Annotated in this window: 16 protein-coding genes and 1 pseudogene; 9 read left to right on the forward strand and 8 right to left on the reverse strand. The window is 60.6% G+C overall.

The genetic code is table 11. The features are described from left to right. Positions 1 to 56: 56 nt before the first annotated feature. The 3 genes and pseudogenes from VDP61_RS03685 to VDP61_RS03695 form a co-directional block, all read right to left on the reverse strand. Positions 57 to 1,700, reverse strand: a pseudogene (locus tag VDP61_RS03685) (CTP synthase). 169 nt (positions 1,701 to 1,869) lie between these two features. Further along, the gene (gene secG, locus VDP61_RS03690; RefSeq protein ID WP_323005596.1) at positions 1,870 to 2,418 is read right to left on the reverse strand and encodes a preprotein translocase subunit SecG; all 549 of its coding nucleotides are present in this window, start codon (positions 2,416 to 2,418) and stop codon (positions 1,870 to 1,872) included. Positions 2,419 to 2,454: 36 nt separating this feature from the next. Then, positions 2,455 to 2,769, reverse strand: coding sequence for a hypothetical protein (locus tag VDP61_RS03695; protein ID WP_323005597.1), 315 nt, complete (start codon positions 2,767 to 2,769; stop codon positions 2,455 to 2,457). Between the two features lie 380 nt (positions 2,770 to 3,149). On the opposite strand from VDP61_RS03695, the gene VDP61_RS03700 reads away from it, so the two are divergent. Together VDP61_RS03700 and VDP61_RS03705 are read left to right on the forward strand one after the other, a co-directional pair. After that, positions 3,150 to 4,442 (forward strand): adenylosuccinate synthase, encoded by a 1,293-nt coding sequence (locus tag VDP61_RS03700; protein ID WP_323005598.1) that lies wholly within the window; start codon positions 3,150 to 3,152, stop codon positions 4,440 to 4,442. Positions 4,443 to 4,550: 108 nt separating this feature from the next. Beyond that, a complete protein-coding gene (locus tag VDP61_RS03705; RefSeq protein WP_323005599.1) occupies positions 4,551 to 4,796 on the forward strand; it encodes a DUF2842 domain-containing protein in 246 nt (81 codons plus the stop codon). A gap of 47 nt (positions 4,797 to 4,843) precedes the next feature. Here the strand turns inward: VDP61_RS03705 and VDP61_RS03710 are convergent, their stop codons facing one another. The 3 genes from VDP61_RS03710 to VDP61_RS03720 form a co-directional block, all read right to left on the reverse strand. Then, positions 4,844 to 5,095, reverse strand: a complete 252-nt coding sequence (locus VDP61_RS03710; RefSeq protein WP_323005600.1) for a hypothetical protein — start codon at positions 5,093 to 5,095, stop codon at positions 4,844 to 4,846. After that, positions 5,079 to 6,173: a hypothetical protein gene (locus VDP61_RS03715; RefSeq protein WP_323005601.1), complete on the reverse strand. Its 1,095-nt coding sequence runs from the start codon at positions 6,171 to 6,173 to the stop codon at positions 5,079 to 5,081. Before VDP61_RS03715 ends, VDP61_RS03710 begins: the two co-directional genes overlap by 17 nt. A 100-nt stretch (positions 6,174 to 6,273) precedes the next feature. Further along, entirely contained in the window at positions 6,274 to 7,164 is an 891-nt protein-coding gene (locus tag VDP61_RS03720) for a hypothetical protein (protein WP_323005602.1), read from the reverse strand. Positions 7,165 to 7,281: 117 nt separating this feature from the next. Between VDP61_RS03720 and VDP61_RS03725 the strand changes: the two genes are divergently transcribed. Further along, on the forward strand, positions 7,282 to 7,959 hold the full coding sequence (locus VDP61_RS03725; protein WP_323005603.1) for a thiamine diphosphokinase: 678 nt from the start codon (positions 7,282 to 7,284) through the stop codon (positions 7,957 to 7,959). Between the two features lie 29 nt (positions 7,960 to 7,988). Here VDP61_RS03725 and VDP61_RS03730 read toward each other — a convergent pair whose 3' ends face one another. After that, positions 7,989 to 8,933 carry a DMT family transporter gene (locus VDP61_RS03730; RefSeq protein ID WP_323005673.1) on the reverse strand — a complete coding sequence of 315 codons (945 nt, stop codon included), beginning with the start codon at positions 8,931 to 8,933 and terminating at the stop codon, positions 7,989 to 7,991. Between the two features lie 358 nt (positions 8,934 to 9,291). Here VDP61_RS03730 and VDP61_RS03735 point away from each other — a divergent pair, with 358 nt between their 5' ends. Next, complete coding sequence (locus VDP61_RS03735; protein WP_323005604.1) at positions 9,292 to 9,936, forward strand: hypothetical protein; 645 nt, start codon at positions 9,292 to 9,294, stop codon at positions 9,934 to 9,936. Between the two features lie 8 nt (positions 9,937 to 9,944). Here the strand turns inward: VDP61_RS03735 and VDP61_RS03740 are convergent, their stop codons facing one another. Continuing rightward, the gene (locus VDP61_RS03740; RefSeq protein WP_323005605.1) at positions 9,945 to 11,324 is read right to left on the reverse strand and encodes an L-serine ammonia-lyase; all 1,380 of its coding nucleotides are present in this window, start codon (positions 11,322 to 11,324) and stop codon (positions 9,945 to 9,947) included. A 268-nt stretch (positions 11,325 to 11,592) separates the two neighbouring features. Here VDP61_RS03740 and rpiA point away from each other — a divergent pair, with 268 nt between their 5' ends. The 5 genes from rpiA to VDP61_RS03765 all read left to right on the forward strand — a co-directional run bounded on the left by rpiA (position 11,593) and on the right by VDP61_RS03765 (position 17,739). Further along, positions 11,593 to 12,381 (forward strand): ribose-5-phosphate isomerase RpiA, encoded by a 789-nt coding sequence (gene rpiA / locus VDP61_RS03745; RefSeq protein WP_323005606.1) that lies wholly within the window; start codon positions 11,593 to 11,595, stop codon positions 12,379 to 12,381. 104 nt (positions 12,382 to 12,485) lie between these two features. After that, a complete protein-coding gene (gor, locus tag VDP61_RS03750; protein ID WP_323005607.1) occupies positions 12,486 to 13,844 on the forward strand; it encodes a glutathione-disulfide reductase in 1,359 nt (452 codons plus the stop codon). A 60-nt stretch (positions 13,845 to 13,904) separates the two neighbouring features. Further along, the gene (gene hflK, locus VDP61_RS03755; RefSeq protein ID WP_323005608.1) at positions 13,905 to 15,089 is read left to right on the forward strand and encodes an FtsH protease activity modulator HflK; all 1,185 of its coding nucleotides are present in this window, start codon (positions 13,905 to 13,907) and stop codon (positions 15,087 to 15,089) included. Continuing rightward, complete coding sequence (locus tag VDP61_RS03760) at positions 15,089 to 15,970, forward strand: protease modulator HflC (RefSeq protein WP_323005609.1); 882 nt, start codon at positions 15,089 to 15,091, stop codon at positions 15,968 to 15,970. Before hflK ends, VDP61_RS03760 begins: the two co-directional genes overlap by 1 nt. Positions 15,971 to 16,311: 341 nt before the next feature. Beyond that, on the forward strand, positions 16,312 to 17,739 hold the full coding sequence (locus VDP61_RS03765; RefSeq protein WP_323005674.1) for a Do family serine endopeptidase: 1,428 nt from the start codon (positions 16,312 to 16,314) through the stop codon (positions 17,737 to 17,739). Positions 17,740 to 17,762 lie beyond the last annotated feature (23 nt).

The following is a 17,762-nucleotide window of genomic DNA, read 5'->3' on the forward strand; positions in this document are numbered from 1 at the left end:
CTGCAAGCCGCCGCAAGACATCGGCGGCGGCGCTTTTGCCAGGCTTTGGGCGGCCCTTAAACCAACCTGCTTGCCTCTACCGCAGCGCGCACGAAATCAGCAAACAGCGGGTGCGGGGCGAATGGCTTTGACTTCAATTCCGGGTGGAATTGTACGCCAATAAACCACGGGTGGTCTTTGATCTCGACAATCTCGGGCAGTTTTCCATCGGGGGAAATGCCCGAGAAGATAAGCCCGCAGCTTTCCAATTTGTCGCGGTAGGTCATGTCGACCTCATAGCGGTGGCGGTGGCGTTCTTCGATTTCGGTTGTGCCGTAAATTTCGGCAACGCGCGATCCGGGGGTCAGATGCGCGCTATAGGCCCCAAGGCGCATAGAGCCGCCTTTGTCATCCGTCACCTTGCGTTCCACAACATGATTGCCCTGCACCCATTCTTTCAGGTGATAGATCACGGGGGTAAAGCGCTTTGCGCCGGCCTCATGGTCGAATTCCTCGGACCCGGCGTTTTTAAGGCCGGCAAGATTGCGGGCGGTTTCAATCACCGCCATTTGCATGCCCAGACAGATGCCCAGATACGGCACTTTGCGGGTGCGGGCGAATTCCACCGCCTTGATCTTGCCCTCGGTGCCGCGTTCGCCAAAGCCGCCTGGAACCAGGATCGCGTGGAAATGTTGCAGATGCGGGGCCGGGTCTTCGCGTTCAAACAGCTCGGCATCGACCCATTCGACGCGCACGCGGGTGCGGTTGGCCAAGCCGCCATGGGTCAGCGCCTCGGCGATGGATTTATAGGCATCACCAAGCTGGGTGTATTTGCCAACGATGGCCACGCGCACCTCGCCCTCGGCATTGGTTATGCGGTCCATCACATCTTCCCAACGCGTCAGATTGGGGCGTGGCGCGGGCGCGATATTGAACGCATCCAGAACGGCCTGATCAAGGCCCTCGCGGTGATAGGCCAGCGGGGCCTCATAGATGGTTTTCAGATCATAAGCGGCAATCACCGCTTCTTTGCGAACATTACAGAACAGCGCGATCTTTTCACGTTCCTTTTCTGGGATCGGATGTTCCGAACGCAGCAGCAGCACGTCAGGCGCAAGGCCGATGCTTTGCAATTCCTTGACCGAATGTTGGGTCGGTTTGGTTTTCAACTCGCCCGAGGCGGCCAGGTAGGGCAGCAGGGTCAGATGCACCAGAATACATTCACCGCGCGGGCGTTCATGGATGAACTGGCGGATCGCCTCAAAGAACGGCAGGCCTTCGATATCGCCGACGGTGCCGCCGATTTCACACAGCATGAAATCCACCTCATCCTCGCCGATGCGCAGGTAGTCTTTGACTTCATTGGTAACATGCGGGACGACCTAAATCGTCTTGCCCAGATAATCGCCGCGACGTTCCTTTTCCAGCACGTTGGAATAGATGCGGCCCGAAGAGACGCTGTCGGTCTTGCGGGCGGGAACGCCGGTGAATCGCTCATAGTGACCAAGGTCAAGATCGGTTTCGGCGCCATCATCAGTGACGAACACCTCGCCATGTTCAAAGGGCGACATGGTGCCGGGGTCGACGTTCAGATAGGGGTCAAGCTTGCGCAGCCGGACCGAGTAGCCGCGTGCTTGCAACAGCGCCCCCAAAGCGGCCGAGGCAAGGCCCTTGCCCAATGAGGAAACAACACCGCCGGTGATGAAAATATAACGTGCCATGTGCTGGGCCCCCGTGAAAAAAAATGAACATGCGATTCGGCGTCTCAAAATCGCACCATCACGGGAGAAGAGACATAACCGAAAACCAAGCGATCCGCAACAGAACCGCTAGATGATGAGGAAATCTTTTGGGCGGCCCCAAGTTATGGGGCCTGCCAGGTTGTCAGGATCAGTTGCCCGCTGCGGGTGCTGGCACCGCAGGTGTTGCTTCGGCCGGGGCAGGCACCTGAACAGGGGCCGCGTCTGGCGCAGGCGGCGGCGCTGCAACTTCGCCTGACGGCGCCGCGGCGGGTTCTGACGGCGCTGCGGCTGGTTCTGACGGTGCTGCAACTTCGCCTGACGGCGCTGCGGCGGGGGCCGCATCATCCGCGCGCGGCGGGGTCAGGGGCGCATCGGCAGGCATCGGCGGCAGCAGATCGGCGCCAAGCGGTGCCGTGGGCACGGTTGGTGCCGGGGCAGAGCCGCCGAACTGGTCAACCACCGACGTTCCTGTGGCATTCTGCGCGGCGATCAGGGTCAATGAGATCGAGGTGATGATAAAGCCAATGGCGAAAATCCAGGTCAACTTGGTCAGGGCTGTTGCCGCGGCACGGCCCGACATGGCACCGCTGCCGCCGCCACCCATGCCAAGCCCACCGCCTTCCGAGCGTTGGAGCAGCACGACGCCAATCAGGCACAGTGCAAGGATCAGGTGGATGGTAAGAACGACGTTTTCCATAGGGCTTTGGGCTTTTCGTTTGGCTGACGCGTCTACTTAGGCGCAGTTTCGTGTGGGGGCAAGCCCTTGGTGACGATCTGCAGGGGCAAACCTTTGCAATTGACCCGGCACGCGGCGATCTTGCTGTGATCTTGTCGGGATATTGCGGTGCGGGCGGTCATGGCGATGCGCCTGTGCCACAAGGCACTTCCCGCCATCGCCTGCTGCGGCCCAACCCGGAACCACATGTAACTGCGCCGCATTTTGCGCCGCCAGCCACGCCCCGGCGACCAGCACCCAAATCAGCCGGGCCTTCACGTCGCGGCGCAGCCCGCGCCTTCGCCAAAAAGCCGACACATGATTCTTGTTCAACGTCCTTGGTGCGGTGGCAAGCGGGCTGCCTTGAGTTTTCAGCTTGCGCTGATGCCTTTGCGGCGGGGTTTGTTTGGCCCGAACCTGGGTCGCGCAGGTTTTTCCGGGGCAGGAACCAAACCCTTTCACGCCACAGCGCAGGCCCCCGCAGCTAGCAGGCACAAGCTGGTTTTCCCCATAAAGGCCCTGCAAAGACCCGTTGAAAGCCGTCGCAGGGGGCCTGAAATGCCCTTGGGGTGAAAATGCAGTATTTTCGCCTTGTCCGGTGCGCCATCGTGTTTGGCGGCGGCTGCGGCGCGAAATAGTGGTTTCCCACCGGCGGTAAGGCGGTTATACCCCAATCGGTTTCAACCGGACCAAAGCTTGAAGGGATCATCAGCATGGCCAATGTCGTTGTCGTCGGCGCCCAATGGGGTGATGAGGGAAAAGGCAAGATTGTTGACTGGCTGTCAGAGCGCGCCGATGTGATCGCGCGCTTTCAGGGCGGTCATAATGCGGGCCATACGCTGGTCATTGATGGCAAGGTTTACAAGCTGTCGCTGCTGCCGTCTGGCATCGTGCGCGGCGGCAAATTGTCGGTGATCGGTAATGGCGTTGTGCTTGATCCGTGGCATCTGGTCATGGAAATTGAAAAGCTGCGCGGCCAGGGGGTGGAAATTACCACCGAAAATCTGATGATCGCCGAAAACGCACCGCTCATCCTTCCCGTGCATGGCGAGTTGGACCGCGCGCGCGAAGATCAGACGAGCGTGGCCAAGATCGGCACCACCGGGCGCGGCATTGGCCCCGCCTATGAGGATAAAGTCGGGCGCCGCGCCATTCGTGTGGCCGATCTGGCCGATGAGGCAACTTTGGAACTGCGTGTGGACCGTTTGCTGACCCACCATGACGCCTTGCGCCGTGGGCTGGGCCTGGAGCCGATTGACCGCGATGCGCTGTTGGCGCAGCTGCGCGAAATTGCGCCGCAAGTGCTGCCCTATGCGCAGCCGGTCTGGAAAGTGCTGAATGAGGCGCGGCGTGCGGGCAAGCGGATCTTGTTCGAAGGGGCGCAGGGGGCCTTGCTGGATATCGACTTTGGCACCTATCCTTTTGTTACCTCATCCAACGTGATCGCGGGGCAGGCGGCGACCGGCACGGGCCTTGGGCCGGGGGCGATTGATTTTGTTCTGGGGATTGTCAAAGCCTATACAACCCGCGTTGGCGAGGGCCCGTTCCCGGCCGAGTTGCACGATGCCGATGGCGTGCGTCTGGGCGAGCGCGGCCATGAATTTGGCACCGTGACCGGCCGCAAGCGCCGGTGCGGTTGGTTTGATGCGGTCTTGGTGCGCCAGACCTGCGTGACCAGCGGTGTGACCGGGATTGCCTTGACCAAGCTGGATGTGATGGACGGTTTTCCGGTCATCAAGATTTGCGTCGGCTATGATCTGGACGGCAAGCGGTTGGATTACCTGCCCACGGCCGCCGATCAGCAAGCCCGCTGCCAGCCCATCTATGAGGAGATGGAAGGCTGGACCGAGGATACCGCAGGCGCGCGATCCTGGGCCGATCTGCCGGGGGCGGCGATCAAATATGTGCGTCGGATTGAGGAATTGATTCAATGTCCGGTCGCCTTGTTGTCGACCAGCCCGGAACGCGATGATACGATTCTGGTCACCGATCCGTTTGCGGATTGATCAGATCAATCCGGGTGCGTTTGGGGCGGCATTTGTCGCCCCTGTCCATGCGGGTTGTAATAAGACAGGCTGTAATAAGACAGGCTGGACAAAAAAGATGAGGGCGGAATGACATTATCCTACAAGGCGCGGCGGCGGTGGTCTTTGGTGCTGCTGCTGATCGGTTTGCCGCTCTACATTGCCTTGGCGCTGTTTGTCGTGTCCTTGTTTGACCGCCCGCCATTTTGGCTGGAGCTGGTGGTCTATGCCTTGCTTGGCTTTTTGTGGATGCTGCCGTTCAAGTTTGTATTTTTGGGCGTGGGCAAGCCCGACCCTGCGACGATGGCAGATACGGCCCCCGATACAGCCAAATAAAATGCGGGGCATGGGCCCCAGCCTTGTTTTCCTTGAAAGCGCCCAGTTCAGCTATTGGCGACCTTGCGGGCTTCGGCGTGAATGGGCGAAGTTTTACCCAGCGAGAAATGGCCGCGCCGGGCTTTTTCTATGCGGCCTTCGCGCAGCAAGGTGCCAAAGCTGCGCAGCAGGGTTTCGCGATCTTGTTCCAGCGCCGGCATAACCGATTGTAGGTGCTTGATCATTTCGGGGCGTGAAACATCGGCGTGACCTTCGATATGGGCGGCATAGGCGACGGCGGCCTCAAGCAGGCTGGGCAAGGACTCGGCCCCCAGTGATCTCGGCGTAGACGGCAAAGCTGATGGTTACGCCAAAGACATTGCGCGCCTCTGTGCCCTCGGTTGGCGCGTCAATATCTCGGTTCTCTTGATCGCCATCGCTGGGGCCGAGGTTGCCGGTTTTCGCAGGCCGCGGGTGCACGGCGGTAATATGGCTTTGCCCGGCACTTGGTTTGTTGCGTGGCGTATCAATGCGCTGTTCCGATACCAATATCAATGGGGCCGGGCGGGTGCCCGCGTCTGCACCCGCACCCGAGTCAGCACCTTTGGTGGCAGGCCCTGTGGCCGGTGCCGGGCGGGCACGCACGACGCGCTCCAGATCATTGCGATAGGGGTTCATTCGCATTTCTTCGGTTGGTCCCCGGTCACCGCCCGATTTGCGATCAGCGACCGTGGCTGCAACGGCCGCTTTCAGATGTGCGATGGCCGACAGGCGGCGGCGGTTTTCAGTGCCTTCAAATTCGGTATTGGCCTGGTCAAGCAGGCGCTTCACCGAGGCGTCCTCTTCCTTGGCGGCCAGTTCGCTGGCGCGGCGACGATTGGAGACGGGGCGCTGCGGGCGCACCGGGCCCGCGCTATCGGTTGATTTCGCTTTTGCGACTGGTGGCGGAGGGGCCTGGGGTTTTGCGGATGCGGGCCGGGGTTGCTCGGCCTCGACACTTTCAAGTTCGCGCATCAGATCGGCTTCGGCCTCGGGCGAGAGTGCGGCGGATTCGGTTTGGGCCCCGGCCAGGGGGGGTGTGGCACCGGCGGAATGGGGGGCTGGCGCGCCGTCTTCGGCTGGCGCGCGGCGGATTTTGATGACGCGGGCACGGGCCCGCTGCAGCGTCGGATTGACGGCGTCGTCACTGGCCTGGGCTGGCCCCTCTGGCAGGGGGGCTTGCGGTGAGGCGGCATCCAAAGCAGAGGAAACATCAGGATCGCCCTTGCCTGCGCTGGCCTGCAGCGGCTTTTCAGCAGGCTTGATGGTTGCTGCTGGCCTTGTCTCGGGTTTCGCGGTTGGTAGGGGGCCAGTTGGTGCCGGATCGGCCAGCGCGGCAGCCAGCGAAGCCATAAACATATCGTCGCCGTCGCTGTCAGATTTATCCAGCGGTGACAGGTCTGTATCAAGGTCTTCTTCAAAACGGCTGTCGGCTGCGTGGCTTTCATCTTTGAGCGGATCAGAAAAGGATGCCAGAAGCGCGGCCTCTGATGAGGCCTCGGCTTTTTCTTTTGCTGCCTTTGCCTTGGCTTCGGCCGCCGCCTTCAGCCTCGGCCTTTGCCTTGGCTTCGGCTTCCGCCGCTTTGGCTTTTGCTTCAGCCTCGGCCTTTGCCTTGGCTTCGGCTTCTGCCGCCTTGGCTTTCGCTTCAGCCTCGGCCTTTGCTTTGGCTTCGGCTTCCGCCGCCTTGGCTTTCGCTTCAGCCTCGGCCTTTGCCTTGGCGTCGGCCTCCGCCGCCTCGGCTTTTGCTTCAGCTTCAGCCTCGGCCTTTGCCGCCTCGGCTTTCGCGGCTTCTTCGGCTTCGGCGGCGGCCAGAGCCAGGGCGAGGCTGATGGGGGGGCGGGTGGTTTCACCCGTGGCGCGGGTTTCGGCCATGGCATTGCGAATGCGTGACAGCTTTGCGGCAACACTGTCTGAAATTGTGCTATCGGCGGGGGCTGTTGGCGTGCGTGCGGCGTGCTGATCCTCAAACAAAGCCTCGGGGGGGGATTTGCCTGTCAGGGGGGCCGATAGCGGCGCTGCGGTTTCGGGTTTTGGGGCCGGCCGCGATAGCGTGCCGGCTGCAGAGTGCGAATCAGAGGCTCGCAAGATCACGCCATTGTCTTCTATCCGCGCCTCAACCCGGCGCTTCATTTCGCGTTCGGCAATCTGATGCAGCATGGCGGCATCAGGCGTCGGTGGTTCTGCCCCGAAATATCGGTCATCTGCCGCCAAATCACGGAAATACTCGGCAATCGCTTTCATCGTGTTGAAAGGTTCGTCAAACCCCTCCAAGGTGCAAGAGAAAGTGCCGTATGAAACCGTTAGAATTTTGCTCGCCCCGACCATTGGATGCTCGCCCTTCATTACCAAACTGATGCCTTACAGAACCGCAAGGGATGTTCAATTCCATGGACACTTAAGGGTAATTTGAAGGATTGTTTGTGTCCAAGCGGCAAGATCTTGCCTTAATCTGGATACAGTATCGCGATGAATCATGGAATTGTCGAATCCGAAACCGGCGTTACGCTGATTGCGGGCGGCTCTGTTCTGGCGCAAGATTTGCGGGCGGCACTGGCCTTGGCCCCGCTGTTGGTCGCAGTAGATGGCGGGGCAGACCGGGCCTTGGCGCTGGGCGCGCGGCCTGTGGCGGTGATCGGCGATCTGGACAGTATAAGTGCGAGCGCACGCGCAAGCCTTGGGGCGGTGCTGCACCGCGTTGCAGAACAAGAGAGCACCGATTTTGACAAGGCGCTGCGCAATATAGATGCGCCTTTTGTGCTGGCTCTGGGGTGCCTGGGGGGGCGGGTTGACCATGAACTGGCGGCGTTGTCGGTGCTGGTGCAGCGCAGGGCACAGCCCTGTGTGTTGATCGGGCGAGAGGATGTGATTTTTGCCGCCCCGCCGCAGTTGGAAATTGCGATGGTGGCGGGTGATCGGTTCAGTCTGTTTCCGCTGGCCCCGGTGACAGGGCGCAGCGAGGGGTTGGAATGGCCGATTGCCGGATTGGCGTTTGCGCCCGGCGGGCGGGTTGGTACGTCCAATCAGGCAACTGGCCCGGTGCGGTTGACGATGGATGCGCCGGGGATGTTGGTGATTGTGCCGCGCGCGCGGCTTGGCGTGGTGTTGCAGGCTTTGCGGGCTTGTAGCGTTTCGACGTCACCTTGAAACCCGACTCATCACATACCGCGCTGAGGTTAGCGCTTTTGTTTTGGCGGGGTGATGGTGGCGCGGGCTGTGACATGTTCGCGGTAGATGATATACAGCCCTGATCCGGTGATGATACTGATACCGGCCCAGGTCATCAGGTTTGGAAAGTCGCCAAACACCAGATAGCCCAGCGCAACCGCCGAAATCAGCTCGGCGTAATGCAGCGGCGCCAGCGTGGCCGAGGGCGCGAATTTCAGCGCATAGGTCATGCACATATGGCTGCAGGTTGACCAGAAACCGACGCCAAACAGCCACAACCACTCGATGCCGATGGGCAAGATCGCGTCCAGCTCTCGGATGCCGCTGCCGTCAAACGCCACCATCAGCGGCAGGCAGATCGCCGAACCTGCAAGGGCCGTATGCAATTGCATGGTAACGGGGTGTATCGCGCGCGACATTGCCCGCGTGATCAGCATATAGGCGGCAAAGGTAAAGGCGGTGCCAAGCGGGAACAGCGCGACCCAACCAAAGGCAGAAATCGAAGGTTGAATAACCAGAACCGCACCAAGAAAACCTATGGTCGAGGCGATGATGCGGCGCGGCCCAACCTCATCGCCAAAAAGCAGACTGCCCAGCACCAGCAAGATAAAGGGTTCCACAAACACGATCGCCAATGCATCGGCAATCGGCATCACGGCCACGGCGGCAACGAAACAGTAGGTTGCCAGCATCAAAAACAGCGCACGGGCAAAGACAAGGCCCAGGCTGCGGCGGCTGATCCGCCAGTCCAGCCGCATTACCAGCACAAAGGGCAGCATCAGCAACGCCTGAAACACAAATCGCGCCACCACGATTTGACCCACCGGCAGGGTCGCCGTGGCCAGTTTTGACGAAACATCAAGCAAAGGGGCCAAAACGCAAAAGGCGAGCATCAAGGTGACGCCAGTCAGAATGCGGTCATTATGCGGGGCGAGTGATGTGATATTTGCCATGATAAGCAACGAGTAGCGGCCGGTTGCCAAGGCGGCCTGCCTGATACGGCCATCAAAAGGCCCAAAAGCGGCATTTGGGGCAGTATGACAATGGCTTGAAACCGGGCCAATCATCCAATGCGTTGAAATCTTTTGACGTCGGGCTGCGCTATGCAAATAGGCATTGTATCGAAATGCCGTGGGGGGCTGGTGCAGCGCATGCCTTGGGGCCGGGCAGAGGGCTTGCGGAACCGGGGCCATTGCGCTTTGCTTAGCGGCGGCGCCGAGACTCGGGGTGTGCAAAGGTTGGCTGTGTCGAAAACGCCCAGGCCCGGCTTTTGGGCGCTGTGTGCGGTTTTGGCGATGAAAAGGGGGGCGGGTGCTGATACTTGGGGTGCAAAGGTTGGCGGTGTTGGAAACGCCCAAGACCGGCTCTTTGGCGTTGCGCGCGATGCTGTTGCCTTACACCGTGCCGCCCCACGCGCTGCCCCTGCCGAATGAGGCGGCGCGGCATGTCGGGCATCGTGGTTTTGTGCAAAAATATGCCGCCCCGTTGGCGCAGGCCTTTGGTGATGCGCTGGAAACCGTGGCGGTTGTGCGTGCGCCATTGGAACGGATGCAAAGCTGGTATCGTTATCGGATGCGGCCACGGGTCGCGGATTTGCCGGTCAGCACGCGCGGCACCAGCTTTGACGCTTTTATGCAGGCCTATCTGGCGGGCACTGGCAGCCAGATGGCCAATCTGGGGCGACAAGACCGGTTTGTTGGCTGGACCGGACGCGCGGCGCGGGTGGATCATGTGTTCGCTTATGACCGGCTTGATCTGCTGGAGGCGTTCTTATCGGCGCGCACCGGCGATGTGCTGACTTTGCCGATGCGCAACATGTCGCCCCTGAGCGACGGGATTGATTACGCGCTGAGCGAGGCGGTGCTGGCCCGTTATCACGCCGCAAACGCCAAGGAGTTCGCGCTTTATGCAGCGGTATCCAAAACGGGGTATTTGCAGCGCGCTGGGCTGGGCTAGGCCGGTTTTCAGCAATTCGGCACGTTGACGGCCAGCCCCCCGAGCGATGTTTCCTTGTATTTTTCATGCATATCCTGCCCGGTCTGGCGCATGGTTTCAATACAGGCATCAAGGCTGACCAGATGCACCCCGTCACCGCGCAGCGCAAGGCTGGCGGCTGCCACGGCCTTGATCGCGCCCAGCCCGTTGCGTTCAATGCAAGGCACCTGAACCAGGCCCTTCACCGGATCGCAGGTCATGCCAAGGTGGTGTTCCAACGCAATTTCGGCGGCGTTCTCAATATGCTCGGGTGAGCCGCCCAAGACTGCCGCCAAACCGGCGGCAGCCATGGCGGCAGCCGAGCCGACTTCGGCCTGACAGCCCAGTTCGGCGCCGGAAATACTGGCGTTATGTTTGCAAAGCCCGCCGATCGCGGCGGCGGTCAGCAGAAAATCGGCAACCTTGCTGGCCGAGGCCCCCGGCACATGGTCTAGGTAATAGCGGATCACCGCAGGCACCACGCCCGCCGCCCCATTGGTTGGTGCGGTCACCACTTGCCCACCCGCCGCGTTTTCCTCATTCACGGCCATCGCATATAGCGACATCCAGTCATTGATCGTATGCGGCGCGGTCATGTTCAGCCCGCGTTCGGCCAGCAGTTGTTCATGGATACCTCTGGCCCGCCTGCGCACCTTCAGCCCGCCGGGCAGGATGCCCGTGCCCTCCATCCCGCGATTGATGCAATCGTTCATCACTTCCCACACCCGCGCGATGCCGCTGTCCAGCGCCTCTGCCGTGCGAAAGCGCAGCTCATTGCGGCGCTTCATCTGGGCGATGGTCAGCCCCGAGGTTTTGGCCATCGCCAGCATCTCGACCCCGTTTTGAAACGGGAACGGCACGTCCGAGCGGGCATCAGCCTTTAGCTTGCCCGCCGCCGCATGTTCGGCCTCGGTCAGCACAAAGCCGCCGCCGATGGAATAATAGGTTTCGGACAGGATCACATCGCCCTGCGCATCCGTGGCGCGGATCACCATACCGTTGGCATGGCCGGGCAGATTGGGGCCGTAGTCAAAAATCAGGTCGGTCTTGGGGTCGAAGGCAAGCGGGCCAAGGCCGGGCGCGTCGATGATCTTGCGTGCATTTATCTCGGCCAGCACCGCATCCGCGCGGGCGGCGTCATAGGTTTGCGGCTCAAACCCGGCCAGCCCGAGGATGGTGGCGCGGTCGGTCGCGTGGCCAACCCCGGTAAAGGCAAGGCTGCCATGCAAGGTGGCGCGCAGGCCGTGGGCGTGAAACGGGCTGCCCCTTAGGGTTTGCAAGAACTGCGCTGCGGCCACCATCGGCCCCATCGTATGCGAAGACGACGGGCCGATGCCCACTTTGAACATATCAAGGACAGACAGAAACATTGCGGCTCTTTCCGGTAGGCGCTGCCGTAAAGCAGGCAAATCATGAGGCGGCGTTCATACCCCGCTTCTTCATGCAGGCCTAGCTTGGCCGCGCAAAAAGCAATGTCAAAAAAGCGACATATCTAATGGGATCGCGGCATTCAGCGGGTTTGCCGCCGCAAAATCCACCCCGTAATCGCCAAAGGTATGGCTTTGGGTCCAATTGCCCCCTCGCACCGCGCGGCTGCCTCGCCTATAAGCAGGGGGTAACTGATAGCGGAGATACATCATGGCGGCAGAGCTTTCCCCGATCGACAAGGCCAAATTCGTAGCGGCCAAGCGGGCCGTTGAATTTGTCGAAAATGGTATGAAGCTGGGGCTTGGCACTGGCTCGACTGCGGCGTGGATGGTGCGCTGTCTGGCTGAACGTATCCGTGAGGAAGGGCTGCGGGTGACGGGTGTTCCCACCTCCAGCCGCACCGCCGAACTGGCGCGCAGTCTGGGTATTCCGATCACCAGTCTGGATGAGGCACGCTGGCTTGACCTGACGATTGATGGCGCGGATGAGTTTGACCCCGAGTTGAACCTGATCAAAGGCGGCGGGGCAGCCTTGTTGCAAGAAAAAATCGTCGCAACGGCCAGCGATCAGATGATCGTGATTACCGATGCGGCAAAGGAAGTGAAACAACTGGGGGCCTTTCCGCTGCCGGTTGAGGTGATTCCCTTTGGCTGGCAGACCACCAAGGCGCTGATCGAGGAAATGCTGGTGGGCATGGATGTGATGAGCCGTGAATGTACCTTGCGCATGAATCACGACGCGCCTTTGGTGACGGATGAGGCAAATTATATCGTCGATCTGCACCTGAAACGCATTGGCAACCCGCGCCAGTTGGCGATGGTTTTGAACCAGATCCCCGGCGTGGTGGAAAACGGCCTTTTCATTGATATCTGTGACATCGTGATTATCGGCCACGGCGATGGCCGCGTCATCTTGCGCGATATCAACTCGGGGCAGGTGGAAGATGACCGGGTTGAGTTCGTGCCGGCCGACAATATCTTTGCCGATCTGGGGGACTGAGGTTTGATCTGCGAGACGCGGCACCGCAATCGCGGGTTTACATCATGGGCCAGAGCAGCGGCACCGAAACCCAATGCTTTGGTTGCAACATGGAGCCGAGAGACATGAGCTTTGATTACGATTTATTCGTCATTGGTGGCGGCTCGGGTGGGGTGCGTGCGGCGCGGATTGCGGCGGGTACGCATGGCGCAAAGGTGGCGCTGGCCGAAGAATACCGGATGGGCGGCACCTGCGTGATCCGGGGCTGTGTGCCCAAAAAGCTGATGGTTTTTGCCAGCGAATATCCGGATATGGTGGCAGAGGCGCGCGCCTATGGCTGGGATGCGCAAATCGGCAGCTTTGACTGGACGGCGTTTCGCGCCAAGCTGGATACCGAATTGACGCGGCTGGAAAAAGCCTATCGGGGCGGCCTTTCGGGGGCGGGCGTGACGGTATTTGACAGCCGCGCGGTGCTGGTTGATCCGCATCGGGTCAAGCTGGCCGATGGCCAGACGGTCAGCGCCAGGCATATTTTGGTGGCAACGGGCGGTGCGCCCTTCGTGCCCGATATTCCGGGGCATGATCTTGCCATTACCTCAAACGAGATCTTCAATCTTGACAGGCTTCCGCAACGGGTTCTGGTGGTGGGCGGTGGCTATATTGCCTCAGAGTTTGCGTGTATTCTGAACGGCTTGGGCTGTGAGGTTGCGCAATACTACCGGGGTGCGCAAATTTTGCGCGGCTTTGATGACGAGGCGCGGGGCCATGTGGCCGAAGCCATGCGAGACAGCGGTGTCGATATCCATTGTGGTAACGATGTGATGCGGCTTGAACCGGTGTCTGACGGTATTCGTGCCGTGGCGACCAACGGCTCTGAGCGGGTGTTTGATGCGGTGCTTTTTGCCACGGGGCGCAGGCCCAATACGCAAGGTCTGGGGCTGGAAGCGCTGGGCGTGGAACTGGGCCGCAACGGGCAGATTGTGGTTGATGATTACAGCCAGACCGCCGTGCCGTCGATCTTTGCGGTGGGCGATGTCACGGATCGCATCAACCTGACTCCGGTGGCCATTCGTGAAGGCCATGCCTTTGCCGATACCATTTTTGGCGGTCAGCGCCGGAAAGTTGATCATGGCCTGTTTGCCAGTGCCGTCTTTACCCAGCCGGAAATGGGCACGATTGGCCTGACCGAGGAAGACGCGCGCGCGCAAGAGCCGATCGAGGTTTACGCCACCGCCTTTCGCCCGATGCAGACCGCCTTTGCCGGCCGTCCGGACCGGGTGTTGATGAAGCTGATCGTATCGCAGGCCAGCCGCAAGATTTTGGGCTGTCACATTGTCGCCCCCGGTGCGGCCGAGATGATCCAGCTTGTGGGAATTGCGGTCACGATGGGGGCCACAAAAGAACAATTCGACGCAACAATCGCGGTGCATCCGACGATGGCGGAAGAATTGGTGACGATGCGCAGCCCGGTTCGTACCGGCTAAACTTGAAATTCTGGTGAAAACCACCAGTTAGAACAGAACTGAAGTAGATAGGGTATTCACATGGCGGGAAGCGGAGGCCCTTGGGGCGGCGGCAGTGGCGGCGGCAATCGGGGCGATGATGGCAACGAGGAAAACGGTCGTCCAGGTGGTGGGCGGCGTCCGGGCAAGGACGGGCCACAAATTCCTGAAATCGAAGAGATCATGAAAAAGGGGCAGGAACAGTTGCGCGTGTTGATGGGCGGCCGTGGTGGCACCGGCAACCGGCGCAATGGCGGCGGGGCGGGCGGCGGCGGCGGCATGGGCCCGGCGTTTTCAAAGCAGGGGCTTGCACTGGGCGGCGTTATCGCACTTGGGCTTTGGGCCTTTGCGTCGTTTTACACGGTCAAACCCGAGGAACGCTCGGTCGAGCTGTTTCTGGGCAGTTTCTCTACGGTCGGCAATCCCGGCCTGAACTTTGCGCCCTGGCCATTTGTTACGGCCGAGATTGTGCAGGTTACGGGGGAACGCCAAACCGATATCGGCACGGGCCGCGGTGGGGTGATGGACAGCGGGTTGATGCTGACCCGTGACCAGAATATCGTGGATATCGAATTCCAGATCGTTTGGAACGTATCGGACCCGGCGCAATATCTGTTCAACCTTGCGGAACCTGCAGACACGCTGCGCGCGGTCGCTGAATCCGCGATGCGTGACATTATTGCACGGTCTGAACTGTCGCCGGTTCTGAACCGGGATCGGGGTGTGATTGCCTCCGATCTGAAGGCGGCTGTGCAACGCACGTTGGACGAATACAGGGCTGGCATCAATGTGGTGCGCGTGAACTTTGACAAGGCCGACCCGCCGCGCGAAGTGATCGACAGTTTCCGTGAAGTGCAGGCCGCGCAGCAAGAGCGCGACCGTCTGGAGAAAGAGGCCGACGCCTATGCCAACCGCGTAACAGCGGCGGCACGGGGGCAATCGGCCCAGTTGACCGAAGAGGCCGAAGGCTACCGCGCCCGCGTTGTGAATGACGCGCAGGGTGAGGCAAGCCGGTTCCTGTCGGTTTACGCCGAATATGTCAAAGCGCCAGAGGTAACGCGGCGCCGGATGTATCTGGAAACCATGGAAGGGGTGCTTGGCGGGATGAACAAGGTGATTCTTGACGGGGTTTCTGGTGACGCAGGGGGTGGGCAGGGCGTTGTGCCATATCTGCCGCTGAACAACCTGACACCCACACCGCGATCGGCCACAGGAGAAAGCAACTGATGAAAAAGACAGCATTCATTCTGCCAGTTCTGGCAATTGCCGTCGCAGGCCTTTTGTCGTCGGTCTATATTGTGGATGAGCGTGAAAAGGCGCTGGTCTTGCAATTTGGTGAGGTGAAAACCGTGCGCGAGACGCCCGGCCTTGGCTTCAAAGTGCCGTTGCTGCAAAACGTGGTGAAATATGATGGCCGGATTTTGGGCCTGTTCACCCAGCCGTCCGAAGTAACCCCGGCCGATGATCGGCGTTTGGTGGTTGATGCCTTTGCCCGCTGGCGGATCACCGATCTGGTCAAGTTTCGTCAGGCTACCGGCACTGGCGGCGTGCGCACGGCACAGGCGCGGATAGAGCCTATTCTGAACGCGGCGATCAAAGAGGTGTTGGGCGCGGTGCCATCGCAGCGCGTGCTGTCCGAGGATCGGACCAGCCTGATGAACCTGATCCGCGATCAGGCCCGGCGTCAGGCGGCCTCGTTGGGGGTGGATGTGGTTGACGTGCGTTTGACGCGCACCGATTTGCCCGAGCAAAACCTGGCGTCCACCTATTCACGGATGCGCGCCGAGCGGGAACGTGAAGCCGCCGACGAGATAGCACGCGGTAACGAGGCCGCGCAGCGGGTTCGCGCCAGTGCTGACCGGACCGTGGTCGAGCTGACATCCGAGGCGCGCAAGCAATCCGAGGTGATCCGCGGTGAGGCGGACGGGCAGCGGAACGCGATCTACGCCGAGGCGTTTGGCCGTGACCCTGAATTCTTTGCCTTTACCCGGTCGCTGACCAGCTATGAGCGGGCGTTGAAGGGGTCGAATTCGTCGATTGTGATGCAGCCGGACAGCCAGTTCTTTGAATATTTGCGCAGCGACCAGGCGCCAGACGCCGCAAACTGACCAACCTGCCTAACCCTGCCGAACCTCGCCTTGAAAAAGACGGGGTGACCGATAGCGTGGCTTTTGACCGGGGAAATGGTTTACCAGACCCCGGTCAAAAGCCGCGCTTTTCGCTATGCGCTGTCGCTGCCAAGGTGACAAAGCCGTTCACATCCTGTTGAGCGTGCGCGAGGGGGTTTGTATTGCGCGCAAACCCGCCTAGGTTCAAACTACCACTGCAAAGCCATCCCGCCCGTAAACCTGTCGGGACTCAGGGCCGCGAGACGCAAGAAAAGGAGTTTCGAGTGCATTCGAAAAGCAAGACTGCCACCCGGTTCGGCGCCGATCGCCGCCAAACCGGAATGATGCGCGGGCTGACCGCGCTTATCCTCAGCGCTGCCCTTGTATTGGGGCAGGCCATGTATGTCGAAGCGCGGGGCGCCCCCGACAGCTTTGCCGATCTGTCAGCGTCAATCAGCCCGGCGGTTGTGAATATCACGACATCAACCACCGTTGCTGCCAGCGCCGAAGATTCGCCACAAGTGCCGCCAGGGTCGCCGTTTGAGGATTTCTTCAAGGATTTTCTGGATCGTAACGGCAATGGCGGCGGCAAACCGCGCCGGTCCGAGGCGTTGGGGTCGGGCTTTGTGATTTCCGAAGATGGCTATATCGTTACCAATAACCATGTGATCGACAAAGCTGATGAAATCGAGATCGAGTTTTTTTCCGGCAAACGTCTGGAAGCGAAACTGATCGGCACCGATCCGAAAACCGATATCGCCCTGCTGAAGGTGGAAAGCGATGTGCCGCTGGCCTTCGTGCCCTTTGGCAATTCTGACCTGATGCGCGTTGGCGATTGGGTTATTGCGATGGGCAACCCGTTGGGGCAAGGGTTTTCGGTCTCTGCGGGCATCATCTCGGCCCGTGGCCGCGCGCTTTCTGGGACCTATGATGACTATCTGCAAACCGATGCGGCGATCAACCGGGGCAATTCGGGTGGGCCGCTGTTCAATATGGATGGTCAGGTTGTGGGGGTGAATACCGCGATCCTGTCACCCACTGGCGGCTCGATCGGGATCGGCTTTTCCATGGCGTCGAATGTTGTCGCCAAGGTTGTGGGCCAGCTTAAAGAGTTTGGCGAAACCCGTCGCGGCTGGCTTGGCGTGCGCATTCAGGATGTGACGCCGGATGTGGCCGAGGCGATGGGTCTTGCTGATGCCAAAGGCGCGCTGATCACCGATGTCCCTGATGGTCCGGCCAAGGATGCAGGGATGATGTCGGGCGATGTGATCACCTCATTCGGTGGGGCATCCGTGGCTGATACCCGCGAATTGGTGCGCCGCGTGGCGGATGCCCCGGTGGGCCAGGCGGTGCGGGTCATCGTGCTGCGCGATGGCAAGACGGAAACGCTGTCGGTCACCTTGGGGCGCCGCGAAACCGCCGAGGGCGAGTCGGTGCCTGCAGTTGGGGCCCCCGCGCCCGAACCGGAAAAATCCGCCATTCTTGGCATGACCGTGAAACCTTTGACCCCAGAAGAGGCCACAGCGCTTGGCCTGTCGGCGGGGGCTGAAGGCCTGGCGGTACTGGAAGTGGATGAGGTTTCCGAAGCCTATGCCAAGGGTCTGCGCGTTGGTGATGTGATTACCGAGGCGGGGCAGCAAAGGGTTGTTCGGATCAAGGATCTGGAGGACCGCGTCGAAGAGGCCCGGAACGCAGGCCGCAAATCGCTGTTGTTGCTGATCCGCCGGGCCGGTGACCCGCGCTTTGTGGCGCTGGGAATTGACAGGTAAGTCTTTGCAATGTGCAAGGCCGG

The sequence above is a fragment of the Pseudorhodobacter sp. genome (genome assembly GCF_034675685.1).
Classification (GTDB): domain Bacteria; phylum Pseudomonadota; class Alphaproteobacteria; order Rhodobacterales; family Rhodobacteraceae; genus Pseudorhodobacter.